Here is a 24,066-nt window from a genome sequence, read left to right as displayed (position 1 = left end):
GAATCGACTTGTTCGCGCTCCCGTCGCTGTTCCGGGAAACGGGCCGTGTCAAGGCCTTTCGTCCAGCGCGTGGTGGATGACATACCAGACATCCGATCCGTTTGCCTGGGAGTGGTGCAGCTCGATCTTCGGCCCGCAAAGGCAGTCGTTGGAGAAGTCGTGCCACACCACGTCTTCGATGGGCACCAGGTGCAAGTCGCCGCCGTCAATCCAGACGTTCGCCCACTTGGTTCGCGGCTCGGGCTTCATCAGTGCCACTCCTCTTCCCCGGCGCCCGCAACGATTCGTCGTTGCACGGGATGCCTCCGCCGGCCCGACGAGGCGCCGGCGGAGGCATCCCGCTCGGTGTCAGGATCGGTGGGCGCCCTCGGTGGTGGTCGTGGGCTGGGCCTGAACGGGTGGCTGCGCGGCGGGTGCACCGTGCTCGTGGCGACCCACCTGCTGCTCGGCCTTGTGCTTCGCGTCGGCGGCGTCCTGGGCGGTGCGCTGTTTGCCGATCGTCGGATCGGACTTGATCCGGTCGTTCTGATCCTTGGCCTTGTCGTACCCGGAATTGACCAGTTGCGCGGCGGCGTCCCGACCGCCGATGCCGAATGCCAGTGCCGCGGCCAATGCCGCTGCGCCGACCAGCGCGGCGTAGGTGATCGTGACGATCACCGGGGAGATCCCCAGCTGAGTCAGGATCATGAAAACGGCGATACCCATGATCATTGCCGGGGCGAGGGTGCGGGCGATCTTGCCGGCAGGGGTCTCGCCCATGGTGCGGTGCAGCAGCCCGCCGATCGCGCCGGCGACCGCGGCCGCGACGATGAAGATCAGCAGCGCGGCGATGACGTTGGGCAGATAGCTCAGCACCTGGTTCATGAACGCGGTCAACGCCGGAATCCCCAGCGTCCCGATGGCCGAGGAGATCACGAACAGCATGATCACCCAGAACACGACAAGACCGACGAGCCTGGAGGGACTGCCCTGCGGTGAGAGCTTCTCCACGTAATTCGCGCCGCCGCCGGACTTCAACCGGTCGTCGACCTTTGCCTTCTGCAGGCCCTTGGTGATGGCCTTGTCCAGCAGTTTGGCGATGATGAAGCCGATCAGCAGCACGAGAAGCGCGCCGATCAGCTGGGGCAGGTAGTTCACGAACGTGGTGAATGCGCTCTGCAGACTTTGCAGTATGTTGAATCCTGTATTCATCGATCTTGTCCTCTCGTGGGCAATTCTGAGAGCGGCCGTGCAGCCGCCGCTGCCCGCGCCCGGAGAAACTCAAAGCGTTATTGCGGTATTACCCGGTTGTCGGCCTGTCAAACACGCCGTTGTCACCAAACGGTGTGCGTCGTTACCCGGTCATTTGATCTCGAAATGGGAAGCTCTATTCTTCAGGAAGCAGCGACCCCAGCGGTCCGAGATCGATATTCAGGTCCCGCCGCTCCAGTCCGAAGTGATCGCACAATTCTTCCATGCGCAGATCGAGGTACATCAGCGTCCGGCCGAGCTCTTCAACCTTGTCGTCGTCCAGATCGCCGTGGTCGACGCGGCGCAGCGCCTGGCGCTCCATGAGCTGGCGCAGCAGCTCCACCACCGTCAGCACCAGACTGACGAGGCTGCGTTCCGCCGTCTCGGGATCGGCGTCGATCCGGTTCTTCCGCTCGTCGTCACCCATGGGGCTGCAATGCTGTGATCGACGTGATCAGGGTTCGCAGGGAAACATGCACGAGATCCACGTCGGCGATGGACAGGGTGATTTCGCCGCTCACCACGACGCCGCCCGCGAGTACGCGGTCGAGCAGATCGATGAGGGCGACGTTGCGGTTCCCGGCGCGTACCGGCACAGTCATGGTTCCTCCGATGAAGAGAACGAGTACGGCGGCCATGGCCCGGTCAGCTCCACGGTGAGCACGGTGCTGTCCCGGCCACGCGAGTCCACCGCCTCGGCGAATCGCCCGGCTTCCCCGGCGTCGACGAGGTACGCGCCGTTGAGCATCATCGGCCCGTCCTGGTCGGTCAGCGCCCGGCTCTGCGGGGGATGGGTGCAAGCGTCGGCCGCGAGCTCGGAGAGCGCGGCGTGGAGTCGGCTCACCTGGTCCGCGGCCCGCTGCTGACGTTCTTCCTGTGACGCCAGCGCGCTGCGCCGCCGCGCCAAGTAGGCAACTCCCGGGCCTTCGGCGTCCGGCACGGCCGCGGCGGGCTCCGGTTCGGACTGCAGGAAGGCCTTCACCCCCCACTCGACCCGGCCCGAGACGTGCTCGAGCGTCCGCTCGAAATCGGCGCCGCGCTCCTCGACGGCGACCCGCACGGAGGCATCGTCGTGGTACACCGTCGCGAGGCGGACGGGTGCCACCGGCCCCTGCTCGACGAGCGCCGCGACTACGGAGTCGTGCGCTCGCGCCACCGCGGCCAGCCAGTCGAGGTCCTCCAGGTTGCGACGCAAGGCTTCCGCGCCGAAGGAGCTCAACGGGACATCGCCCACCACCGCGGCCAGCCTGCCCGCCGTGACGGCCCGCGGGTGTTCGGCCGAGACGCCGGTCAGGCCGCCGAGTGCAGCGGCCCCGGCTTCAGGCGTCACGGCGTACAGCCACACGCCCGTCTCGTCACTAGCGTTCATCGTCTTCCCCGCCGGCCTCGATGTATTCCGGCGCTGCTTCCAGTTCGGCGACGCGCGCCCGAAGCTGCCGGTTCTCGTCTTGTAGCTTTCCGTTGTCACCGGTCAGCCACGGATCGCTCTCCCACCAGTTGATGCCCACCTCACGGGCCGTCTCGAGCGAGGCGATCACGAGCCGCAGCTTGATCGTCAGCAGTTCGATGTCGAGCAGGTTGACCTGGATGTCCCCGGCGATGACCAGTCCCTTGTCCAGCACCCGCTCGAGGATGTCGCCGAGGTTCGCGGGCTGGCCGCCGGTAGCACCGAGCGCGCCCTGGGATCGGCTGACCGGTTGCCCCGATACCATCTCAGCTCCCCTCGTTGCCGGTGCCGGACTTGCCGCGCGCGTACCGCCGCGTGCGGCGGAACGCGACCAGGTCGCCTTCGGTGTCCAGCTCGATCTCGTAGAGCGCCAGGATGTCGGCCGACGACGGGATGCGGTGCTCTTCGATCACTTCGACCTCGACGACCCAGCCGTCGTCGAGCGGCTCGACCGACGTGACGCCCACGGGTTCGTTCGTGATCAGCTCGTCCAGCTGACGCACCGCCGAGGCGGCGGCTGTCGAGGCGACCATGCCATCGCGCCCCGATCGACGGCGGGTCGGCGGGGGCCGGTCTTCACTCTTCGCGGTGGCCATAGGCCGTCACCTTTTCCTCTCGTCGCTTCGGTGCACGGGCCGGCTCGGCCCGGAGCCCGTCAGCCGGCTCAATGCCTCTTGCTGCGCTTCGGCTTCTTCTTCGGCCGAGATCTCGCCGGCGGCCCGCGCCTGCTCCGCGGCCTCCAGCTCGCGCCGGACCGACGCGGGATCGTGCAGTTCTTCGTCGACCCGCCGCCGGATCAGCTCGCCCAGGGCGAGGACCCCGCGGACCGGTGCCAGGGGCAGGCCGGCGATTCCCGACAACAGGCCCATCGCGTCACTCCGGTGTCCGCGTGACGACGAAGTCGTACGCAGCGAGCGGACCGAGCAGGCGGACCTCGACGCGGCCTTCCCAGTCCTTCGCCAGCTCGCTGATGGCGGCTTCCAGGTCCCCCTGCCGGTCGGTTTCGGCCAGCACGGCGAGGTGCACCGCTTCCTCATCGTGAGTCGGCTGCCGCGGCGCGAGCTCCACGACCGAATCGGCCAATGCGTCGGCCGTCCGTTGCGTATCGACCGCCCGCTTGGCCTCGATCGCCTGGGTGATCTGCTCGCCCAAGGTCATGCGCTCATTGCGGGTGGCATCCTTTGGCTTGCCCCGGATCGCGTCCGCGAGCTGCGCCATGCCGTCGTTCTCGGACAGGATCTCTCGCAGGATGGCCCCCTCGTCGTAGCGCGCCCGGACGAGGTACTCCGCTTTGCCCTCCAGCTCATCCAGCGCGGCTGTGAAGTCATCGCGGTTCGCGTCGAGCAGCTCGTCGACCACCGCTCGCTCGTCCGCGACCACGGCGCCGAAGCGCAGCGGCAGCACCGGGACCTCGGTTGCCGCCGCGTCCAGCAGCCTGGCGTACGCCGAGAGGTCCTCCGGCCGGCCCAGCGGTGTGTCCTGGGGGATCTCGCTGACCAGCGCGGCGATCGGTCCACTGTGCACTGTGGTCACGGCGGAAGGCGGATCGCCCACTCCACGCGCGTCGCCGTCGATCTCGACGTCGGCGGGGAGGATGCCGTAGACGTAGATCGCAGTCTCGGTCCCGGTCTCCGTCTCGGTGCCGGTTTCGGCGGTCACTCGCCTCACCGTCCCTTCCTGCCGCGGCTCACGGGTTCTGCCTCGTCTTCGTCTTCGCCGAGGATGTCGCGCAGCTTGTCGCCTGCTGCCTCGAGCGCGCCGCGCGTCTTGGCCTTGGCGCCGCCGGAGGTCACGTCCTCCAGGAGGTCGGGCAGGCCCTTCTGCTCGGTGCCCGAGATGTCGAGCCGATTCACCGCTTCCGCGAACCGCAGGTAGGTGTCGACACTGGCCACCACAACGCGGGCGTCCACGGTCACCAGTTCGATGCCCACCAGGGACACCCGCACGTACGCGTCGATCACGAGGCCCTTGTCCAGGATCGTGTCGATCACGTCGGCAAGGCTGCTCGAACTCGGCCGGTCGAGGCCGCCGCCCCCACCGGAGGGCTGTACTGCTGTTGTCATCGCCTGCTCCCTCGACCTCTGCCGGCGCCTGCGCCGGCACGCGCGCGGCCGCGGCGAGGCTGTTCTTCCTCGGCCGCCTCGTCGGATTCCTCTGCGTCTTCGGTCTCGTCGGTGTCTTCGGGCTCCTCTTCCTCCGGCTCCTCCTCGGGCTCTTCTTCGGGCTCCTCTTCGGACTCCGCGTACTCGTCCTCTTCGGAACCGGTGTCGGTGGACTCCTCGTCCTGCTCGGGCCGGGTGTCCTCGGCCTCGTCGCGGTCGGCGCCCTCGTCCTCCTGCTCGACGACCTCCCCGTCGTGGATCTCGCCGTGCCACCCCTCGATGTCGTCGGGGTGCAGCAGGTCTTCCGTCATCACGTGGCGGCGGAAATGTTTGAGCTCCAGCCGCGCCCGGCGGCCCTGCGCCCGCCAGATGTTGCCGGTGCGCTCGAACAGCCCCTGCGGGTGGTACGCGAGCACCAGCACGACCTTGGTGAGGTCCGGCGTGAGCTCGTGGAACGTCACCGCTCCGTCAACGTGACCCTTCGCCGCCTTGGAACGCCAGACGATCCGCTCGAACGGCACCTGCTCCAGGATGGTCGCCTCCCAGGTGCGGTGCGACCAGAAGACCTGCGCCTTCCACTCGGTCTTCTCATCGCTGACCTGCTCGACGTTGTTGACCTTCTTCATGAACGCCGGGAAGTCGGTGAACCGGGTCCACTGGTCGTACACGAGGTCGATCGGCGCACCGATGTCGATCTCCTCGACGATGTTGGTGAGCTTGATCTTGTTGCCCTTGCCGCTGCCACGGCCGCCCCCGCCGCTGAACGCGTCCTTCACCTTCTGCGCGATACCGGACAGGCCGCCCTTGACGGCGCCCATCATCGCCTTGCCCTTGACGCTGCCCTTGCCACCGGTCGCCGCTTCGAGAAGGCCACCGCCGCCGCCTTCGGCGAAGTCGGTCAGGCGCCCGGCCGTCGAAGAGATCTTCTTCGTGATGGAACCCGTCGCCCGGGTCACGGCCGCTTGACCCAGCCCGCGCAGGGCATCGGTCAGCTCACTCGTGTTGCCACCGGTCGCGTTCGACGCGGCGCCGGTGACCGTGCCGGTCGCTTTGCCGGCCGCGCTCGTGGCCTTGTCGGTGGTGTTCTTCAAGGTTTTGGTGACCACTGCGTTCACCTCCTCGCCCGGCGGACAGGCGCGCGCTTGGTGGCGGTGCGTGTACTGCCAGAACTCTTGTCGCCGTCATCGGACGGCGTGGACCGCCGGCTCGATGAACGCCGCTGTGTCTGCCGTCCGTCGCCGTCGCCGTCGCTTGAGCGGCGGGCCGCCGCACGGCGGCGCTGGGGCTTCTCGGGCTCCGGCTCTTCCTGATCTTCGTCCTCGTCCTCGTCCACGACTTCGGCTTCGTCTTCGTCTTGCGGCGTGGCGTTGTGCTCGTCGTTTGCCTTGGACTTCTTGCCGCGGGTGAGCGCACTGCCGTCCTGGAGGCGTTCGCTCAGTGATTCAATCTTCCCGCTGGCCGCCGTCACCGCCGCAGCCTTCGCCGCGGAGAGCAACTCGTCACGCGCCAGCGACGTCAGCTGGCCGATTTCCGCGGACGAGCCCAGCTGCTTGAGACCACCTTGGACGAGCTTCGTCGGCGACACCCCGGCCTTGCCGGTGGCCCCGGCGGCCGCGATCATCAACGCGAGGCGCCCTTTTTTCGTCCGTCCCAGTAGATAACCGGCCGCGACTCCGATCGCCATCCGTGTTCCTGCCTTCATGGCCGCTCCTCCTGACTCTTGCGGTAGCGAGTCCGTCACGCACCACCCGCACGCCGCCCCCGAAACAAGGCGAACAGGAATGTGACTTCGTTTGATTCGGCTACCCGCAACGTTCCGCGTGAAAACGCGAGAAAATGGAAAATACATTTCTTCATTGTGCGGTGATGGGGAGAAAGAATCACGAAATCGGTTCCAGCGATTTCGCCTGCTTACTGACAGGTAGCTTTTGTTGAAAGCATATTTCACCTGCGAGTGATCGATAAATGCAGTGATCGTTGCGGAGAGGTAAGACGGGTTCGGCGGACTGACCCCGCTGAGGAGCGTTACTACCCGTCGCCGCTGTGGCACTGAAATCGGCTGTTCGGTCCGGCCATCGGTTTTTCACCGCTCCCGGGTCCGGCGACTTCGGCCGGCCAAATTTCGGATTCCCGGCCGGCAACGTCACGTTTGCCCGGCCGGGCGGCGGGTAAACGGCGAGGATCCCGAACGACGAGGAGGGCGTGATGAGGAGCGTTGCCGAGGAAGGTGGCTACCGCCGGGCCTGGCTCGTGCCGGGCGGCCCGCTGCTGGTGGACGGGCCGATCGAACTGCAGACGCCGGACGGGGACGTCGTGCGCTCGGACCGCTTCGTCGTCGCGGTGTGCACGTGCCGGCGTAGCAAGCGGTTCCCGCTGTGTGACACGAGCCACCGCAAGCGGGTCAGGAATCAGGACAACGGTTGACGCAGCGAAGAACGCCCGGCGCGCCAGCAAGCCAGGAGGTGCTCGCTGAGGCGCTCTTCGAGGAGGTTGGTCGCCTGGATGCCGAACACGACGTCGGCTGCGAGCTCGGGTTCCTGGATGAGCAGCTCACCGACGACGTCGTGGCGCATCACCTGCTCGTGGACGGCGTCGGCCTCGATGTGCTCGGTGTAGAAGAGCTTGCACGCCTCGGCGGCACCCAGCCGGGTCAGCGCTTGCACCATCCGGTGCGCTGACGGTCCCGTGGTCACCTCGGTCGCGGCGAAATGACCGACGAGGGCTCCCCGCAGAGAACGGTGCAGACCGAACAGCGACATCATGTTGACGATCGCGATCATCGGTGCGGGCACGTGCTCCAGCAGAGCGAGGTAGCCGTCCGGCAACTCGGCGCCGCGCAAGAGGTCGGCGAACAAGCGCGAATGGGCGGATTCCGCCCGGCCGCCGCCGAACTCGTCGAACTCGACGGCCACGAGTGCGGCCTTGGCCCGGCCGCGCAATCTCGGAATGACCCACGCGTGGGGGTCGCCTTCCTTGAGGTGGTAGACCGAGCGGTGGGCGAAGACCTCCCGCACGTGCCACCATTTTCCTTCGTCTCGAAGGAAGTGGGAAACGCCGGAGCCGTCGATCGGCTCGACGAGCAGGGCCGCGAACTCGGCGGCGACGTCGTGGCCACCGGGTACCGCGCCCCGCAGGCCGGTCAGGAACCGTTGCTCCAGTGCCGCGCGGGCCCGCAGCAGGTTCGGATCCCACTCCCACGTCTCGTCAACGCCCGGCGTTCCCTGGTAGTGCTGTTCGTAGCAGAGGTGCAGCGCGAGTTGCAGGTCGTTGCCGAACGGCTGGGCGTCCGCGAGAACGTCGAGCATCAACGGCCGCCCAGTCGGCGGAGCGGACAGCGCCGCGGCGACCGTGGCGGAAAGCGGGCCGCGGGTGGCGGGCAGTACGAGCGAGGGCAGCATCGTCATGGCCTCCGGTTACCCCGCGGCGGCGGCTTCATGCCCGGTGGCCGGCACGGTCCGCTCGGCGAGCAGGCGGAGTACAACGGGCAGCCCGGCGGTGGCGGCGGCACGCTGCGCGACCGAGCCCGTGCCGTCCGCGAGGAGGGCGAGCGCGTGTACCTCGGCGGAGGCTCGGTCGGCTGCGTGCTCGAGTGCGTCGGCCACGTGCCCGATCAGCTCGCGGACGAGATCCGCGGCCGGGGCTGTCAGCGAACGGCGAGTTGGCGACAGCGCCAGCAGCACGGGCGGCCAGGGTGCGAGATGGTTGACAACGCGACGGCCGTGTCGGGGTCGGCGACGCCGACGTGCACGTGGCCGCCGCACCCCGACCTGCCCTGACGCGGACCGCTTCACCCCGGACATCTGGCTCGACGGCCGCGCCCCGGCCAACCCGGCCGTCGTCCCGTTCATCGCGGGCCCCGCGGTGTGCCCCGGCTACTACGTTCCGTCCATGGGCAGGTATCTCGCGATCCTGAATGGCGCGGCCGACGACGCCGACAAGGCGGAGATCACCGAACAGCATCGGAGCGAGTTCATGAACGTGTGGGCGGTTTGGGCTCAGAAGAATGCGCAGGCGCCGGTAGATCCCGATGCGCCGTTGGTTCGCAAGAAGCTCGTGACGACCAGGGGCGTCGAAGACTTCACCGATTCGAAGACCGCATCCGCGATCGTGGAGGCTGCGTCAGCCGATGACGCCGCGCGGCTCCCGCTGATCACCCTCATCTCACCGTGATGCCGGTGTACTCGATCGAGGTCCTCGAGTGCCCCGCCATCCCTGGTTGAGCTCACGGCGATTCGTGGCCGAGGAGCTTGTGGACGGCGTCGACGTCGGTGTACTCCTGCTCGGGCAGCGTGCCCAGGTGGCCGATGATCTGGTTACCGGCTCCGTGGGCGGTGGCGCAACGGAGCAGTTCGTCGCGTCCGCAGGGGTATTCGACGTCGGTCAGGTAGTCGCGGACATCGGGCACAGGGGCTCCTCCTCGTGGCTGGCGCAGTTGTACCGCCCAGGAATTCCCCCGGACGCGCCGAGTAAACACGCGTCCATTTGGTCCGATGTGGACTACCGCTCGTTGTCGGTGCGGCGGCGGTAGCGGCAGGATGTGCAGACCACAGTCTGCCCGATCTCACCCCCGCCGTCGGCTGAACGAACAAGATCATCGCACCCTGCTGGACATCGAAGCCGACCTGCACCCGCAGTCCTTCACCGCACGCGCTTTTGCCCTCCGCGGCGCGTTCGAACGCATCAGCTGGCAGGCGGTGCTCATCTCCGCCGAGGGCACGGCAGTGCTCACCGCCCTGACCGGAGTGTTCGCCGGGCGCGGAGCGCTCGCGTTCGCGGGCTTCCTCGGCGGGTGCGCGCTCGTGCCGCTTCACACCGTGCGCTTCGGGGGTGCCCGAGCGAGTAGGCCGCCGGGACGAGAAGATCAGGACGAACGATCGTGACGGCAGTTGTGGGGCACGGCGTCGGCGACCTCCGGCTCTACGACGTACCGGATCCGAAGATCCTCGAACCTGCCGACGCGACCGTGCGCATCACCCGCAGCGCGATCTGCGGCACCGACCTGCACATGGTCCGCGGCACGATGCCTGGGATGGTCGCGGGCGCGATCCTCGGCCACGACGTCTTCGAACAGGTACCCGGCGAGCAGGAAGTTCTCTTCGCACGCGAAGGCGTCGAACGTGTGCCCGGGCTTCACGATCCCGGCCGCCTGCGCGGCCGCGGTGAAGCTGGACTGCAGGTCGATCGCGGGCCGGCTGACCGCGGCCGAGCCCAGCGCGCGGGTGCCGGTGCCGCTGGTCATGGAGTCGGCCAGGCCCTTGCCGGTCACGGCGTGCAGGCAGAACTCGGGTTCGAGGTATTCGAGGTTGAGGGCGAAGTTCAGCACCGCCCCGTCACTCACCTCGGCGTCGGCTTCGGCCACCGGCGCGGACCGCCGCGTCGCCGCGGTAGCGCGGCTCGCCAGGCCGAGGCCCCCGAGCGCCCCGACGCCGACGACACCGAGCCCGGTCATGCCCGCCGCCCGGAGGAACTTCCGCCGATCCTGGGGATTCTCCGCGCTCCGGGCGATCATGGAGGCGGCATGGCGTTTGCCAAACACAGACGATCTCCTTCCGACCCGGCACCGCAAAACGGCCGTACCCGCGCCGGACGTGTGCGGCACGCGCTGCGCGCCTACGCCGTCGAGGGCCACGACCTCGTGGGCATCCTCGACCGCCTCGACGCGATGCTGCAGCGCTTCCACCCGCGCGACCTCACCACGATGTGTCTGATCCTCGTCGATCCGGAGAGCGGAGCCGTCGAGATCGCCTCGGCCGGGCACATCCCGCCGTTGACCGCCGACGCGCGCGGCGTCCGCTACCTCGACGTCCGCGGCCCGGTCCTGGGCATCGGCCTCGACCGGCCCGCCGCGACCTCATGGCACCTCGAACCCGGCGCACTGGTGCTCCTGGTCACCGACGGCCTCATCGAGCGCCGCGGCGAAACCGTCGACGACGGCATGGCCTCCCTCGCCACGGCCGTCACCCAGGACACCGACCTCGACGAGCTGTGCGACGACCTGCTCGAACGCTTCGGCCGCAACGCCCAGGACGACATCGCGTTGCTGGCCTTCCGCCGCCGGTGATCTGCACGTCCCCGGCTTCCTGGATAAACTGAGACGCCTACTCCGGCGGCCAACGTCGGCCACCTGCCGAAGGAGACGAACATGAACACCCCGCCCGCCGGTTTCCCCAGACCGCCGTTCGAGGCGGAAACCTACACCGACGGTCTCGTCACGATCGTCCGGGTTCGCGGCGACGTCGACCTCGCCACCGCGGAGGAGTTCGACACCGCGTTGGACTCGGGCCTCCAAGCCTCCGGCCCGGCGCTCGTCGTCGACATGTCCGCTGTGGACTTCCTGGGTTCGAGCGGCATCGCCAGCCTGGTATTGCTTCGCCGCCGCGCCGCCCGTGAGAACACCTCGGTCGCCATCGCGAGCGGCAACCGGCATGTTGTGCGCATCCTGGATCTGCTGGGGCTCAGCGAGGAGTTGACGGTGCACGGCGATGTCGCCTCGGCTGTCCACGCTGTCACGCCTGCCGGTTGATCAGTTCCTCGGCAGGTTTCCACGCCGTTGGCCGGGGTATTCCGGCGTGAGCCGGCGGCTGCCGGACGGAGCCGGACCGAGGAGGGCCTGTGTCCACGGACGCGATCGTGCTGCTGAAAAAGGACCACAAGACGGTGGAGGGCTTGTTCAAGCGGTTCGAGAAGGCGGGGGAGAAGGCCTACGAGGAGAAGCGCCGGATCGCCGACTCGATCATCGAGGAACTGACGATCCACGCCTATATCGAGGAAGAGATCTTCTATTCGGCCGCTCGTGAGGCCGTGCCCGAGACGAAGGACCACGTGCTGGAAAGCGTTGAGGAGCACCACGTGGTGGTGTGGATGCTTTCGGAGCTCACGGGCCTCGCTGCCACGGACGAGACGTTCGACGCGAAGGTCACGGTGCTGACGGAGAACGTCCGCCACCACGTGGATGAGGAGGAGGATGATTGGTTCCCGCAGGTGCGCGCGGCGATGGGGCGCAAGCGCCTGCAGGAGCTCGGCCAACAGATGCTGGACGCGCGGGCGCGGGCGCCGAAGGACCCGCTGAAGCTGAGCAGCGCGACTGCCTGAGCCAGGTCGTCGTCGGCGGACCGGGGTTGGGGTTCGGCTCGAGCGGGCACCCGGCGCCTGACCGCGGTCCGGCCCGACTGGGCGGAGCGCTGATCATCGCCTGGCGGGCCTACCTTGGATCAGCTCTGCAACGCGGCGAAAAATGCAACATCAAGGCTGGTCGAACATGACGAAGAAGGAGCTGCGGAACGCATTGGGTCGCTGATCCCGGGCCGATCCGAGGTTAGCTGGCCTGGCACCACTCGGTGATTTTCGAGCCGGCGATAACGGCAAACGGGCACAGAGCCGTTCGCGGCGAACTCAAGCTGCCGGGCAACCGAAACCGCGTGGTTGCCGATGCGTTCGCTCCGGCGGCGCCGGCCGTGGGCGTTGCGTTCCCCAGCCTCGCCGTCCTCGGTGTGGATCAGGTGCTTCGCGGGGCGCATCCGCTTGGAACTTCTTTCATCCGGTGGGGACGTCACCCTTTTGGAATGAGGTCGCGTGGGTCGGTCCACCGCGCGAGCAGGACAGTGGCGTCGTCCTGCAATGAGCCGTCGTGATGGGTGAGCACGGCCTGGATCAGCCGCCGCACGGTCTCGGGCGGCGGGTACCCGGCGGACGCTTCGCGTCGCAGGAAGTCCGCCAGCCGCGCCTCTCCGAAGAACTCGCCTTCGCCGTTTCGGGCCTCGGTGATGCCGTCGGTGTACAGGACCAGCCAGTCGTCGGGCTGCAGCTGTTCCTCTCCGACCACCAGCTCGCCGGAGCCCAGCCCCAGCGCGGCGCGCCTACCGCCGGTCAGCTGCTTGACGACCCTGCCGCCGCGCATGAGCAGCGGTTCCGGGTGACCCGCGTTGATGTACCGCATCCTCCCGGTCGCGAGATCGACCTCGACGAACACGGCCGTGGCGAATAGGGCGTTGCCGAACGCCGCGTCGATCGTTTCGTCGATCTGGCGGGCCTGCTCGAAGAGTCCGTAGCCGGCGCGGCGGGCGCTGCGGTGGGTGGCCAGCGCGGTGGCGGCGATGTGGCCGCTGCGCAGGTCGTGCCCGACGGCGTCGACGATGAACAGCAGAGCGGTGGTGTCCGAGAGCGAGTAGTCGAAGGCGTCTCCGGCGACGGCGTGCCGCGGCTCCAGCACACCGGTGACGACGAAACCGTCCACGCCCGCGGTCAGCGGCGGCAGCAAGGACCAGATCAGCTCGCCCGGAACCGTCCGGCCCCTGCGCCGGCGCACCGCGTCCAGCCCGTCGCCGTACTGCGTCATCAGCACCACGAGGTGCCCGATGAGCAAAGCCGTCCACCGGCACTGCGCACGCAGGCCGGGGTCCTGGAGCGTGTCCTCGTCGGCGACATCGGCCCGCAGGACGCCGATCCGCTCGACACCGTCGACGAGCGGCACCCACAGGCACCGCGATCCGGCCGAATCCGCGGGCAGCACCTCGAGACTGCGGAAAGCGCGCCCGGCCAGCGTGCTGTCGATCGGCATTGGCGGTCCGGGATCTCCGGAGGCGGACAGCGGGTGCAGGTACTGCTGGGCGTAGTCGACGAGGTAGGCGCTGAACCCGACGCCGATCAGCCTGCCCGCGGCCTCGACGAGGTGGGCGAGCCGTTCGGGCGGCGCCAGCTCCGTACCTTCGAGCAAGTGCACCAACGCGGCCAGCGAATCATCGCGCGGCCGGCTGGGGCGGAGGGTTCGGCTGTAGGGGGCACGGCGGGTCCAGGAAATCTCGTCGAGGCGCTCGTTGACCGCCTGGGCCAGCAGGTCGCACTGGTGCCGTGGCAGCTCCGCGACACCGTCCAGGTACGCCTCGACCGCCATCAGGCCGTGGCTGCCGCGTAGTGCGAAGTAACGGGTCCAGAGCTGTTCCGCTGTCAGGTCCGCGTGCCGGTAGGCCAGGAGGATCTCGCGTTGCTGCCCACCCCGATCGGGCGCGCTCATCGGCGTGGCCGCACGGCTGAGCCCACCACTGCCTCGGCGGTTTCCTGCAGCGGCGTGTGGGCTCGCGATGCGTCGTCCGCCAGCAGGAGAAAGGCCATCTCCTCGGGCACGTGGTCGCGCCCCATCACGACTCCCACGGCCATGCTGACGACGTCCCGGGCTCGCAGCGCCGACCGCAGCTGGGTGCTGAGCCGCCCGGCGGCATCGGCCGCCTGCACGTTCGCCACCAGCACCGCGGCTTGTGCCGCGAACAGGGTGAGCAGCATCCGATCCCGCTCCTCGAATGCGTGCGGCCGACCAGCGTAGACCTTGAGGGCGCCGAAGCTCCGGCAGCCCGTGACCATGGGAGCGCTCAGCACGGACCGCAGACCGAGGTCCACCGCCGAAGCGGTCCAACCCGGCCAGCGGTCCTCGTCGCGCAGGTCGCGGACGTCGATCACCGACCTCTCCTGCCACGCCGTCAGACACGGCCCCGACCCCAGCTCGTACTGCAGGCGGTCCGCTCGTTCGACCTCTTTGCCAGTGGCCGCCCAGGTCACCGGCGTGCCCTGGTCCCCGGCGATCGTCACCCCCGCCCCGACGGCGGAAGGGAACACCTCCCGCGACGCTGCGGTGATCAGCCTCAACACCGACTGAACGGTCTCGGCGGTGAGCAGTAGGCCGGACAGTCTGGCGAACACGCCGGCGAGCTCGTCGGCCAAGGGCAGCTCGGGCTTCATCGGGTCCTTCTTCTCCGTAATACGGCGTTGCCGAGGCGGCTACCCTGCCAGGGTCGCGTCCAATCGGCCGCGCCGGCACGAGAAAATGAAGCCGGGTAGGCGCGTCATCACTTTGTCGGCTGACCCTGGCGATGCCGGGCCACCGGGACGCGCGGCTCGAAGATCGAGGACGACACGACCTTCCGGTGGGTCCAGCTGAGCGCGATCGACGATGTGCTTCCCGATGCGGAGCCTGTTTTGGACGGGGGAGCCGGCTCACCTTTGTGTACGACTGGAATTGCGCGGGAAGCGGCGCGCACGATTTCCAGACGACGACGAACGGCTATGTCGAGATGCTCGGAGAGGGATACCAGGCAAGCGCGTACGACGAAGAAGACTCTGTCAGCTGCTGAAAGCTGCTCCAGATGCGGACCGCTGGACCCGAGGCGACGCGTAGCGGCCCCTCGGGTCTCAGTGGTACCGCAGTTCTCGGTCAACTTTCGAGGCGGGCTGTCGACTGTCGCTTTCGTCCCGCCTCGGAAGTTCTCGATCTCCGCCTGTCGGCTCCGCATGACTGAGTGCCCTGGCGAGGGCGCCGATATCAATCGATAGCGAGGAGAATGACCTCCTGCCAACCTCATTGTCCATGAACGCTTGGGTGATGTGGTCGGTTCCCACGGCCAATCCCGCCCCGCTGGTGGCCTTGCGCCAAGACTGTTTTAGGACATCTTTTGCGGGCGCTGAGAAGCCGGCATGAACATCATTGTTGCCACCAGTTCCGCCGGAGGGGGAACGTGCATCGAGTAATTCACGATCAACGCCGACCGTTTCCAAAATCCGCCGGCCACAGCCGTCTGCGGCGAGTAAACCGCGCAGCAGATGGATCATGTTCACGGTTTCCGCACCGGCGACGTCAGCTTCCCGCTGTGCTACCGACACAACCTGTGTGGCAGCTGTGCTGAATCGCTCGAACATGACATTCGACTCCTGCAGATGAGGCCGTGCGGATTTCCCCGTCAACCCGATCAGTGTATCGCAGCTCCGAAGGGCTGGAGGAAACCGAACCCGACGGCCGGGCGCGCGCCACGGACCGTAAACCATCAGCTGGCAGTAATGCGGGGCTTCTACGCATTCGCGCTGGGCGAAGTGCTGGGGTCGCGGACTACGCCCGACGCATCCGCTCCGCATCCGCGCAGAACGCGGCCTTCCAACACGCCACTGCGTGTGGCTCACCAAGCAACGAGCCGTTTTGCTGACGCGCGGGCGAACAATTGGACATGTCGTCGGCTTCCTGGGCTGCATCGTCCTTGTGAGTACCCTGCCGTGGCCCTCAATCGTCGCGGGATTTCGGTTTCCGCAGTCCGGCCTCGCCGGCCGGTTCGTCGTGCCGGCTAGGAGGCGCTGGAGCCGCGAAGAGAGTGCGTGACGGCGGTGGTCACCGGTGGCCGCTGCGCGGTGCGGGTGCGGCGGAGAATTGACCTTGCCAGCTGGCTTGCGCACCGGAGTCGCCGATGCGGTAGATGTCGTAAGCGGCGGCGCCGGCGATCAGGATCGCCGCGACCGCGATGACGGTGGTGACCGGCGTCGAGCGGGGAGCGAGGAAGGTCCGGCGGGGGACCGGCAGTCGCAGCACGCGCTTGGGGCTGTTGTCTTCCGGGTAGGTGCTTTCGCGGTGGCGCCACCAGATCACGAGGGCGAGCGCGGCGACGGCGATGGCCGCGTAGACGGCGGTGTCGCCGAGTTCGGTGTGTGCGCGCACGAGTGGCGTGGTGGGCACGCGTCGCTCAAGCCATTCGCCGGCGTCGGTGGTGATCGGGACGAGGATCAGCACGAGGACGGCGAGCACTGCGTTGGGGCCGGCCAGCTTGCGTCGCGCCGCGGGCCACAGCGCGCACAGGACGAGGAGCAGCGCGGCGAGGGGGAGCAGCACGACGATCGCGTGTACGAGCAGGATGTGAGCGGGCAGACCGTTGAGTGTGGTCATCGGTTCCTTCGAGCGGTGACGGTGTTCAGGGACAGCGGACGACGGCGCAGGCTTCGTAGTCGGGAGCTCGGGCGCGCACCCAGCGTTCGACGTTCCCGCCGCGGGCGACGGCGGCGGTGGCGTAGACGTCGGCCCACAGCAGACTCGGGCCGACGACCGTCGCGGACATCAGGGCCTGCGTAGGGGTGCCAGTGCGGGGATCGACGATGTGGTGTCCGCGGGCCGCCGTGCCGGACGTGGCCACGCCGCCCTCGCGCACGGTTCGCACGGCCAGCAGGCGGCCGCGGTCGCGGGGGTCTTCGACGCCGACCCGCCACGCCGCCGATTCCGGGACGCGCACGGCGACCACGACGTCGCCGCCCGCGTTGAGGCAGTAGTCGTGGTCCGGCATCCGGTCGAGCAGAGCGGCTGCGGTCTGGGCGGCCCAGCCCTTGACCAGTCCGGACGGGTCGTACCCGCCGGGGAGGTCGGCGTCGAACCAGCCGTCGGTGCGCTCACGGGCTTCGACGCACAGCCGAGCGACTTCGCGAACCCACGGATGCCGATCGCCGGGTGGAAGTTCGCCTCGGCGGAGGCGGTTCACCTCGCTCCCGGGCCGGTGCAGGCTGAACAGCCGGTCGATCGTGCGCAGGTACGAGAACACTTCCGCGACAACGGATTCCGCCGCTGCGTTGGTTCGGACGCCGGGGCCTCGCAGGTGCAGGCTGATCGGCATCCCCATGATCACCCGCGTCCACGCGCGCCGGTCTGGCAAGGTCATCGGTGCGCGGCGTCGATCGCGGACTGCAGGGACTGGATGTAGCCCTCCGACGTGTAGGTGGCGCCGCTGACGGTGTCGATCTCGGCGTTCTGCGCCTGGAGCGTCTCCTGGTTGAGCACGGGCACGGCGGCGGAGTTGATGCGCACGTCGCGGCCGGACTCCTGTGGCACCTGCACGACGCGTGCGGCCGTAATCCGTCCGCCGGACACGGTGATCTCGACCTGGACCGGTCCGTACGGGGTGTCGGCGGCTTGGCCGGTGAACGTGCCACCACCCGACCCGGTTCCGGAGGCGGTCGGCGGTGCCGACGGCGACCGGACGACGCCGGGCACCTGTGCGGGTGCGGCGACCGGGTCCTGGTTCGTGCTCGTGCGGTAGCTGAACAGCAGTACGACGATCGAGACGGTGGCCGCGATGGCGATGGCGATTCTTCGCATGTCGGGAGCTCCTACCAGGCGAAGTGTTCGAAGTGGATCCGCTGCCGTGCAACTCCGCACTGCGAGGCGCACTCGATTGCGGCGCTTGCCCACGCGGTGGGGCCGCAGACGTACACGTCGTGCTCGGCGATGTCAGGGACGAAGTGCCGCAGCACAGTGCGGTCGGGCACGGGCGCGTAGCCCGCGGGCAGCCACGAGACGCGGTCGCGGGCGCGGTGGCCCGGCAGATAGTGGATCCGCACGCCTCGGGTCCGCGCGAGGTGCTCGAGCTCGTGGTGGAACAGTGGCTGCGCGGGGGAGGAGAACCGGTAAAAGAGGACGGCTTCGCCGGGTTCGTAGGGCAGTTCTTCGAGCAAGGCGCGCAATGGCGTGATGCCGATCCCGGACGCGAACATGGTGATCTTGCGGCTGGTTCGGACCGCGCCGGTGACGGTGCCGTAGGGGCCTTCGAACCACACCCGCGTCCCGACCGGGAGGTTCGCGAGTCGCGCGCTGCCGGGGCCGAGGTCGCGAGCGGTGATCCGGAGGCGGTGACCGTCCGGGGCGGCGGACAGGGAGAACGGCTTGCCGCGCGTCCAGCCGGTGCCGTGCCGGAACCGCCACACAAAGAACTGCCCGGCCACCACTGGCAGCCGGTCGAGCCAGCGGCCGCGCAGGTGGACGGAGACGACCCCGTTCCCTTCCCGCACCACGCGATCGACCACGAGCCTGTGCCGCAGGCTGCACGTCAGCGGCAGCACCACCCGGAACACCAGCACCGCGGTGGCCGCGGTGGCGTAGGCGGTCCACCAGAACATCGTCGCCGCGGCCGAGGCGGTGAAGTCCGCGCCCGTCCACAGCTGGTGCGGCAGGACGAGGCCGACACCGAGGTAGGCGTAGAGGTGCAGCAGGTGCCAAGACTCGTACCGCAACCGGCGCCGCGCGGCCCGGACCGACGTGACGACGACCAGGACAAGCGCGGCCGTGCCCGCGGTCGCCAGCAGCATGCCCGGGTACGTCGTCACGAGGTCCCACACTTCGGCGATCAGTCCGGTGTGGTCGGTCGCGGCGTAGCCGAGGGAGATCAGGACGATGTGCAGGCACAGCAGCACGAACGAGGTGAACCCGGTGAGCCGGTGCCGGCGCGCCAGCGCGTCCTGGCCGTAGCTGCGCTCGACCCACGGGATCCGCGCCATGAGCAGCACTTGCAGCAGCAACAGGGCGGCCGACAGCAGGCCGGTCAGGCGCCCGGCCGACGTGAGTCCGGACGCGACGGAGTTCAGCTGTTGCACGCCGTGGCCGGCGACCCACAGCGCCGTCACGAACAGCACTATCGTCCAGGCCGCCAAACCGGCGGCGTCGCGCCACCACCGGCGGACCGGGCGGGCGCGGCGCTGGGCGCGAGCCTCGCCGGGCCGGATCGAGAGGGGAACGGTGGACATCGGGTGCTCCTGGTGGCGTTCGTGGTGTCACCACCCTTGCGGAGCCCGGTTAGTGCCCGGCGTGATCCGGGTGAGAAGACGGTAAGAGCCGATCACCGCCGACGGTGAACCCCACGACGGCCCCGCCACCCGGGCGCGGACGGGCGAGGACTTCGCCTTGGTGGGCAACGGCCGTTTCGCGCACGATCGCCAGTCCGAGTCCGGAACCCGGCAACGCCCGGGCGGCGTCCGCGCGGTGGAAGCGGTCGAAAACGTGCGGCAGGTCCTGCTCAGGAATCCCCGGGCCGCGGTCGAGGACTTCGATCTGTCCGCTTCGGACGGTCAGCTTGATCGGCTCGGTTCCACCGGCGTCGAACTTGACCGCGTTCTCCAGCAGGTTCGTCACCGCGCGTTCCAGCCGCCTCTCCTGACCCGACGCGACGGTGTCATCGGCGTCGACCACGACCGTTCGGCCGGACCGGCGCCGCACCCGTTCGGCGGCGCGTTCGGAGACCACGGCCAGCTCGACCGGTCCGGCGTCTTCGCTGTCATACCGTCGGGTCGCGAGGTCGACGATCTCGGTGATGAGGTGCGTCAGCTCGCGCGTTTCGCCGTCGACGTCGTCGAGCAGCCGGGTGCGGGAGTCGGGGGACAGCTCGTCGAAGCGCCGCATCACCTGCGCGTTGGTCCGCAGGCTCGTCAACGGTGTCCGTAGCTCGTGCGCGGCGTCTTGAACGAGCCGTTCCTGGTCGGCGCGGGCGTCGGCGAGCCGGCCGAGCATGCGGTCGAAGGACGTCGCCAGGCGGCCGACCTCATCACGTCCGTCGGCGGGGACGTCTGCCTGCACGAGGCCGCCGTCGCTCACCTGCTCGGTGACGGCCGTGAGCCGCACGAGCCGGCGGGTTATCTGGCGGGCCAGCAGCCAGCCGGCCAGCGCGGCGGCGGCGAGAACCGCCGCGCTGACCAGTGTGATCCGCGTGGCGAGTGAGGTCAGGACGTGACGGGACTCGTCGACGTCGACGCCGAGCTGGATCGCCCCGCGGCCCTGGCCGAGTGCGACGGTGATCACGCGATAGTCGTCGGGGCCGACGGTCAGGTCGCGGTAGGCGTGGTCACCCGGGTGGCCGTTCGCCGCCAGTGCCCGGTCGGTGCCGTCGACGGTGTAGGAGACCGCCGGGCGGCCGCCTATCCGCCGCATTTCGCCGTCGGGAGCGATGGACTGCGCGACCATGGGCTGCGCCTCGTCGTGGTCGTTGTCGTGGGGGCCGCGGGTGAACGGGCTGGGCGCGAGCACCTGCGTCGCGCCGGCCTGGATCTCGGCCGAGGTCGTGAGCAGCGAGCGGTCGAGCTCGTCACTGATCCGCTGCGACGCCGTCTGGTAGCTGAACACGCCGACCAGCACGCTCGCGGCGGCGCCGACCCCGGCGAACGCGATGACCAGCTTGCTGCGCAGGTTCACGACACCCGCACCGAATACCCGACGCCGCGCACGGTCCGGATCAGGTCGGTCGCCCCGGCCTTCTCGAGCTTGCGGCGCAGGTATCCGATGTAGACGGCCAGGTTCTTCGAGTCCGAGCCGAACTCGTAGCCCCAGATGCGCTGGTAGATCGTGGTGCGGTCGAGCACGATCCCGGCGTTGCGGACCAGCAGTTCCAGCAGGTCGAACTCGGTCTTCGACAGGTCGACCTCCACGTCCTGCCACCGCACCCGTCGTGCTGCCGGATCCACGGTCAGCGCGCCGAGTCGCAGGACCCGCGGCGCGGTGGCGTCGGGCGATGTTCGCCGCAGCAGCGCCCGCAGGCGAGCGAGCAGCTCGTCGAGATCGAACGGTTTGACCAGGTAGTCGTCCGCGCCCGCGTCGAGCCCGGCGACGCGGTCGGGCGGTTCGACGCGGGCGGTGAGCATCAGGATCGGTGTCGGGTCACCGTCGGCGCGCAGCACGCGACACACGCCGAGCCCGTCGACGCCGGGCATCATCACATCGAGGATCAGCACGTCGAAGCGATCCCGCCGCGCCAGGGCGAGCGCGGCGACCCCGTCGGTCACCTCCGTGACCTCGTAGCTCTCCAGCTCCAGCGCGCGTAGCAGTGACTCGCGGATGGCGCGGTCGTCGTCGGCGAGCAGGACGCGGGGCTGCATGCCGCCATCATGCCCCGGGTGCTTCGTGGGGTGCCGGAGCTGACGGTCCGCGCGGGCGAATGAAAGGTAAGAAGACGGTAAATTTCAGTTCATTGACACCTGCGCACCGGCGCCACTTAGGTGACGTTGGTCCTTCGTTCCGATGCCTCGTGGCCGGCGGTTGAGCTGAGCGAAGTCAGGTCCGCACAGATCTCTGCTGAGACGGCTACGTGGGATGGAACTGTGCGATCCCGTGACTCGGCGCCGTCCACGTAGTCGCCGGCGATGAGTTGAGCGCATGGAATCGATCACGTCACCGGACATATCGGCATGCCGCTGCCTCGTGACAGTCCCACCGCCGCCATCTGTCCGACATCCCCGAGATCACCGTGCAGGTTCACCAGTTCACAGAGCCGTTCACCGTGTCTTGACACGCCGGTGCGCTGAGGAGCGGCGCTGCGGGGTGATGCCGCGGCGGGTGTCGCCGGGCAGGGCCCGGACGCGCTGGAGGTCGCGGCGGCTGGTCGAGTGCAACTGCCAGGGCACGCTGGTGACCATGACTCCGGGTTCGAACAGCAGCCGGCCCTTGAGTCGCAACGAGCTCTGGTTGTGGAGGATATTCTCCCACCAGCGGCCGACGACGTATTCGGGAATGTAGACGCAGACGACGTCGCGTGGGCTGGCGCGGCGGAGGTTTTCGACGTACGCGACCACCGGGCGAGTGATCTCGCGGTAGGGCGACTCGAGCACCTTGAGCGGGATCTTCATGCCCCGTTGCTCCCATTCCCGTTGCAACGTGCGGGTGTCGGCGTCGTCGACGTTCACCGTGATCGCGGTGACGGTGTCGGGCCGTGTCGCACGGGCGAAGGCGATTGCGCGCTGACTGGGTTTGTGCAAAGTGGACACCAGCACGATCGCCTGGACCCGGCTGGGCAACAGCTCGCTCGCGTCGTCCGCCTGGAGCTCTTTACGGACGTCGCTGTAGTGGCGGTGGATTGCGCGCATCATCACCCACAGCACCGGTATCGCGATGACGACCAGGTAGGCGCCGTGGGTGAACTTCGTGATCATGACGACGACGAGCACGATCGCGGTGAGTGTCGCGCCGACGGCGTTGATCAGCCGCGAACGCTGTATCGTCCGGCGCTGCCGGGTCTCGGTCGCGGTGGCGAGTTCGTGGTTCCAATGCCGGACCATCCCCGCCTGGCACAGCGTGAACGACGTGAACACGCCGAGGATGTAGAGCTGGATCAGCCGGGTCGTGGAGCCGTCGAACGCGAAGATCAGCACCCCGGCGACCAGCGCGAGGGCAATGATGCCGTTGGAGAACGCGAGCCGGTCGCCGCGCGTGTGCAACTGCCGGGGCAGGTACCAGTCCTGGGCGAGGATCGAGGCCAGCGAAGGAAATCCGTTGAACGCGGTGTTGGCCGCGAGGATCAGGATCAGCGCGGTGGCGGCCTGCAGGAAGTAGAACAGAACCGAATGGTCGCCGCCGAAGACAGCGGCGGCGATCTGGCTGATCACGGTCCGCTGCGGGTCGCTGACGCAGTTCCCCTGGAAGCCGATGAGGTCACAGGTGTTCTCGGCGATCCGGACCCGTGTGATCATCGCGAGCGCGGTGATGCCGCCGAACATGACGACGGCGATGCCGCCCATCGCGGTCATCGTGCGCGCGGCGTTGGCGCTCTTGGGTCTGCGGAACGCGGGGACGCCGTTGGAGATGGCTTCGACGCCGGTGAGGGCGGTGCAGCCGGAGGAGAAAGCCCGCAGCACCAGGAAGACCAGCGCCAGGCCGGTCAGGCCGACCTGTTCGGGCCGGATGCCGTAGCCGGCGCTTTCGGCCACGGGGGCGTGTCCGGTGAGCACCTGCGTGATCCCGAGCACGATCATCAGCACGACCCCGCCGACGAACAGGTAGGTCGGGATGGCGAACGTGCGGCCGGATTCGCGGATTCCACGCAGATTCATCGCCGTCAGCAGCACGATGAAACCGATGTCCAGGCCGATGCGGTAGGCGTTCAGCGCGGGAACGGCTGAGATGATGTTGTCGACGCCGGAGGCCACCGAGACCGCGACGGTCATGATGTAGTCGACGATCAGCGCCGCTGCCACGACAAGCCCGGCGGAGCTGCCCAGGTTCTTCGACGCCACTTCGTAGGACCCGCCGCCGGTGGGGTAGGCGCGCACGACCTGCCGGTAGGATACGACCACGACGGTCAGGAGCGCGGCGACTGCCAGGCCGATCCACGGCGCCAGAGTCAGGTAGGCCAGGCCGCCGATGCTGAGGATGAGCAGGATCTGCTGGGTCGCGTAGGCCACCGAGGAGAGCGGGTCGCTGGCGAAGATCGGCAGGGCGAGCCACTTGGGCAGCAGGGTCTCGCCGAGGGTGTCGGTCCGGAACGGCCGTCCGAGCACCAACCTTTTGAGCCATGACGCGGGTGCTGACACGTAACGCAGCGTGCATCGCTGTCTTGACGACCAGTGTAAGGAAAATATCAACATCCGTGGCTCGGCGTAGGGATTTCGTCAAGAGACCTCAAGCCTGGTCATCAGGGGCGCGTCAAAGGCGGCCGCGCCATCGGCTCGACTGCGTCCAGCGTCGTCGCCCCTGTCCCGGCGGAAGCCGGTAGGCATGCTCCGCACGCCGGCGGCCGATGGTGCGCTCACGCGGTGCCGCGAGCCCGGCAGCCGGGATCTGTCACGGGCACGGAGGACGCGGTACGCGGTGACTCCACCCGGCCACGAACTCGTCGCCGTCATGTTCGATTTGGAGATCTCGGTCGCGATCTACGAGTCCTCTCTCGACGGGAGTCCAACTGGTCACAGGCCTCTTGGCACGCTCCGGCCGGCACCGCAGGAGCCCCGCCGATCGCCAGCTAC

At 68.5% G+C, this 24,066-nt stretch carries 31 protein-coding genes and 1 pseudogene; 6 read left to right on the top strand and 26 right to left on the bottom strand.

Features of this window, described 5'->3' with window-relative positions; genetic code table 11:
* Positions 1–48 precede the first annotated feature (48 nt).
* From ABZU76_RS18310 to ABZU76_RS18255, 12 genes are all read right to left on the bottom strand, one after another.
* Positions 49–249 (bottom strand): hypothetical protein, encoded by a 201-nt coding sequence (locus ABZU76_RS18310; protein WP_354870725.1) that lies wholly within the window; start codon positions 247–249, stop codon positions 49–51.
* Positions 250–348: 99 nt separating this feature from the next.
* Complete coding sequence (locus tag ABZU76_RS18305) at positions 349–1,191, bottom strand: hypothetical protein (protein WP_354870723.1); 843 nt, start codon at positions 1,189–1,191, stop codon at positions 349–351.
* Between the two features lie 175 nt (positions 1,192–1,366).
* Positions 1,367–1,657, bottom strand: coding sequence for a gas vesicle protein K (locus ABZU76_RS18300; RefSeq protein WP_354870721.1), 291 nt, complete (start codon positions 1,655–1,657; stop codon positions 1,367–1,369).
* Positions 1,650–1,832: a gas vesicle protein gene (locus tag ABZU76_RS18295; RefSeq protein ID WP_220239673.1), complete on the bottom strand. Its 183-nt coding sequence runs from the start codon at positions 1,830–1,832 to the stop codon at positions 1,650–1,652. The genes ABZU76_RS18300 and ABZU76_RS18295 overlap by 8 nt, the downstream gene beginning before the upstream one ends.
* Positions 1,829–2,599, bottom strand: coding sequence for a GvpL/GvpF family gas vesicle protein (locus ABZU76_RS18290; RefSeq protein ID WP_354870719.1), 771 nt, complete (start codon positions 2,597–2,599; stop codon positions 1,829–1,831). The genes ABZU76_RS18295 and ABZU76_RS18290 overlap by 4 nt, the downstream gene beginning before the upstream one ends.
* Entirely contained in the window at positions 2,589–2,942 is a 354-nt protein-coding gene (locus tag ABZU76_RS18285) for a gas vesicle protein (protein ID WP_354870717.1), read from the bottom strand. Before ABZU76_RS18285 ends, ABZU76_RS18290 begins: the two co-directional genes overlap by 11 nt.
* 1 nt (position 2,943) lies before the next feature.
* The gene (gvpO, locus tag ABZU76_RS18280; protein ID WP_354870715.1) at positions 2,944–3,273 is read right to left on the bottom strand and encodes a gas vesicle protein GvpO; all 330 of its coding nucleotides are present in this window, start codon (positions 3,271–3,273) and stop codon (positions 2,944–2,946) included.
* A gap of 6 nt (positions 3,274–3,279) precedes the next feature.
* Entirely contained in the window at positions 3,280–3,546 is a 267-nt protein-coding gene (locus ABZU76_RS18275; RefSeq protein WP_354870712.1) for a gas vesicle protein GvpG, read from the bottom strand.
* A gap of 4 nt (positions 3,547–3,550) precedes the next feature.
* Complete coding sequence (locus ABZU76_RS18270) at positions 3,551–4,336, bottom strand: GvpL/GvpF family gas vesicle protein (RefSeq protein WP_354870710.1); 786 nt, start codon at positions 4,334–4,336, stop codon at positions 3,551–3,553.
* A 5-nt stretch (positions 4,337–4,341) separates the two neighbouring features.
* Positions 4,342–4,740: a gas vesicle protein GvpJ gene (gene gvpJ / locus ABZU76_RS18265; RefSeq protein WP_354870708.1), complete on the bottom strand. Its 399-nt coding sequence runs from the start codon at positions 4,738–4,740 to the stop codon at positions 4,342–4,344.
* Complete coding sequence (locus ABZU76_RS18260) at positions 4,737–5,885, bottom strand: SRPBCC family protein (RefSeq protein ID WP_354870706.1); 1,149 nt, start codon at positions 5,883–5,885, stop codon at positions 4,737–4,739. Before ABZU76_RS18260 ends, gvpJ begins: the two co-directional genes overlap by 4 nt.
* Positions 5,886–5,890: 5 nt before the next feature.
* Positions 5,891–6,463, bottom strand: a complete 573-nt coding sequence (locus ABZU76_RS18255) for a hypothetical protein (RefSeq protein ID WP_354870703.1) — start codon at positions 6,461–6,463, stop codon at positions 5,891–5,893.
* 521 nt (positions 6,464–6,984) lie between these two features.
* Between ABZU76_RS18255 and ABZU76_RS18250 the strand changes: the two genes are divergently transcribed.
* Entirely contained in the window at positions 6,985–7,203 is a 219-nt protein-coding gene (locus ABZU76_RS18250; RefSeq protein WP_354870701.1) for a CDGSH iron-sulfur domain-containing protein, read from the top strand.
* Here ABZU76_RS18250 and ABZU76_RS18245 read toward each other — a convergent pair.
* Positions 7,188–8,177, bottom strand: a complete 990-nt coding sequence (locus ABZU76_RS18245) for an iron-containing redox enzyme family protein (RefSeq protein ID WP_354870868.1) — start codon at positions 8,175–8,177, stop codon at positions 7,188–7,190. The two genes, ABZU76_RS18250 and ABZU76_RS18245, sit on opposite strands and share 16 nt — an antisense overlap.
* A gap of 15 nt (positions 8,178–8,192) precedes the next feature.
* Complete coding sequence (locus tag ABZU76_RS18240; RefSeq protein ID WP_354870699.1) at positions 8,193–8,459, bottom strand: hypothetical protein; 267 nt, start codon at positions 8,457–8,459, stop codon at positions 8,193–8,195.
* 208 nt (positions 8,460–8,667) lie between these two features.
* On the opposite strand from ABZU76_RS18240, the gene ABZU76_RS18235 reads away from it, so the two are divergent.
* Complete coding sequence (locus tag ABZU76_RS18235; protein WP_354870877.1) at positions 8,668–8,949, top strand: hypothetical protein; 282 nt, start codon at positions 8,668–8,670, stop codon at positions 8,947–8,949.
* Between the two features lie 52 nt (positions 8,950–9,001).
* Here the strand turns inward: ABZU76_RS18235 and ABZU76_RS18230 are convergent, their stop codons facing one another.
* A complete protein-coding gene (locus ABZU76_RS18230; RefSeq protein ID WP_354870696.1) occupies positions 9,002–9,184 on the bottom strand; it encodes a DUF2795 domain-containing protein in 183 nt (60 codons plus the stop codon).
* Positions 9,185–9,314: 130 nt separating this feature from the next.
* Here ABZU76_RS18230 and ABZU76_RS18225 point away from each other — a divergent pair, with 130 nt between their 5' ends.
* On the top strand, positions 9,315–9,659 hold the full coding sequence (locus tag ABZU76_RS18225; RefSeq protein ID WP_354870694.1) for a hypothetical protein: 345 nt from the start codon (positions 9,315–9,317) through the stop codon (positions 9,657–9,659).
* A gap of 230 nt (positions 9,660–9,889) precedes the next feature.
* On the opposite strand, the pseudogene ABZU76_RS18220 reads toward ABZU76_RS18225, so the two are convergent.
* Positions 9,890–10,228, bottom strand: a pseudogene (locus tag ABZU76_RS18220) (ferritin-like domain-containing protein); the annotation flags it as partial.
* A gap of 69 nt (positions 10,229–10,297) precedes the next feature.
* Here ABZU76_RS18220 and ABZU76_RS18215 point away from each other — a divergent pair.
* The 3 genes from ABZU76_RS18215 (at position 10,298) to ABZU76_RS18205 (ending at position 11,871) form a co-directional block, all read left to right on the top strand.
* Entirely contained in the window at positions 10,298–10,840 is a 543-nt protein-coding gene (locus tag ABZU76_RS18215; RefSeq protein WP_354870866.1) for a PP2C family protein-serine/threonine phosphatase, read from the top strand.
* 81 nt (positions 10,841–10,921) lie between these two features.
* Positions 10,922–11,302: an STAS domain-containing protein gene (locus tag ABZU76_RS18210; protein WP_354870691.1), complete on the top strand. Its 381-nt coding sequence runs from the start codon at positions 10,922–10,924 to the stop codon at positions 11,300–11,302.
* 89 nt (positions 11,303–11,391) lie between these two features.
* Complete coding sequence (locus tag ABZU76_RS18205) at positions 11,392–11,871, top strand: hemerythrin domain-containing protein (protein ID WP_354870688.1); 480 nt, start codon at positions 11,392–11,394, stop codon at positions 11,869–11,871.
* A 457-nt stretch (positions 11,872–12,328) separates the two neighbouring features.
* Here ABZU76_RS18205 and ABZU76_RS18200 read toward each other — a convergent pair whose 3' ends face one another.
* The 10 genes from ABZU76_RS18200 to ABZU76_RS18155 form a co-directional block, all read right to left on the bottom strand.
* Positions 12,329–13,789: a PP2C family protein-serine/threonine phosphatase gene (locus ABZU76_RS18200; protein ID WP_354870686.1), complete on the bottom strand. Its 1,461-nt coding sequence runs from the start codon at positions 13,787–13,789 to the stop codon at positions 12,329–12,331.
* On the bottom strand, positions 13,786–14,508 hold the full coding sequence (locus tag ABZU76_RS18195; protein ID WP_354870683.1) for a GAF and ANTAR domain-containing protein: 723 nt from the start codon (positions 14,506–14,508) through the stop codon (positions 13,786–13,788). Before ABZU76_RS18195 ends, ABZU76_RS18200 begins: the two co-directional genes overlap by 4 nt.
* A 450-nt stretch (positions 14,509–14,958) precedes the next feature.
* Positions 14,959–15,507: a Clp protease N-terminal domain-containing protein gene (locus ABZU76_RS18190; protein ID WP_354870680.1), complete on the bottom strand. Its 549-nt coding sequence runs from the start codon at positions 15,505–15,507 to the stop codon at positions 14,959–14,961.
* Positions 15,508–15,922: 415 nt separating this feature from the next.
* On the bottom strand, positions 15,923–16,471 hold the full coding sequence (locus ABZU76_RS18185; RefSeq protein ID WP_354870677.1) for a hypothetical protein: 549 nt from the start codon (positions 16,469–16,471) through the stop codon (positions 15,923–15,925).
* A 25-nt stretch (positions 16,472–16,496) separates the two neighbouring features.
* A complete protein-coding gene (locus ABZU76_RS18180; protein ID WP_354870675.1) occupies positions 16,497–17,231 on the bottom strand; it encodes an FAD:protein FMN transferase in 735 nt (244 codons plus the stop codon).
* A complete protein-coding gene (locus tag ABZU76_RS18175) occupies positions 17,228–17,668 on the bottom strand; it encodes an FMN-binding protein (RefSeq protein ID WP_354870672.1) in 441 nt (146 codons plus the stop codon). Before ABZU76_RS18175 ends, ABZU76_RS18180 begins: the two co-directional genes overlap by 4 nt.
* A gap of 11 nt (positions 17,669–17,679) precedes the next feature.
* Complete coding sequence (locus ABZU76_RS18170) at positions 17,680–19,089, bottom strand: ferredoxin reductase family protein (RefSeq protein WP_354870669.1); 1,410 nt, start codon at positions 19,087–19,089, stop codon at positions 17,680–17,682.
* Between the two features lie 49 nt (positions 19,090–19,138).
* On the bottom strand, positions 19,139–20,527 hold the full coding sequence (locus ABZU76_RS18165) for a HAMP domain-containing sensor histidine kinase (RefSeq protein ID WP_354870667.1): 1,389 nt from the start codon (positions 20,525–20,527) through the stop codon (positions 19,139–19,141).
* A complete protein-coding gene (locus tag ABZU76_RS18160; RefSeq protein WP_220240312.1) occupies positions 20,524–21,207 on the bottom strand; it encodes a response regulator transcription factor in 684 nt (227 codons plus the stop codon). Before ABZU76_RS18160 ends, ABZU76_RS18165 begins: the two co-directional genes overlap by 4 nt.
* A 396-nt stretch (positions 21,208–21,603) precedes the next feature.
* Positions 21,604–23,634, bottom strand: a complete 2,031-nt coding sequence (locus ABZU76_RS18155; protein ID WP_354870665.1) for an APC family permease — start codon at positions 23,632–23,634, stop codon at positions 21,604–21,606.
* Positions 23,635–24,066 lie beyond the last annotated feature (432 nt).

The sequence above is a fragment of the Amycolatopsis sp. NPDC005232 genome (assembly GCF_040607795.1).
GTDB lineage: Bacteria > Actinomycetota > Actinomycetes > Mycobacteriales > Pseudonocardiaceae > Amycolatopsis.
This window is presented reverse-complemented; position numbering and strand designations above follow the sequence as displayed.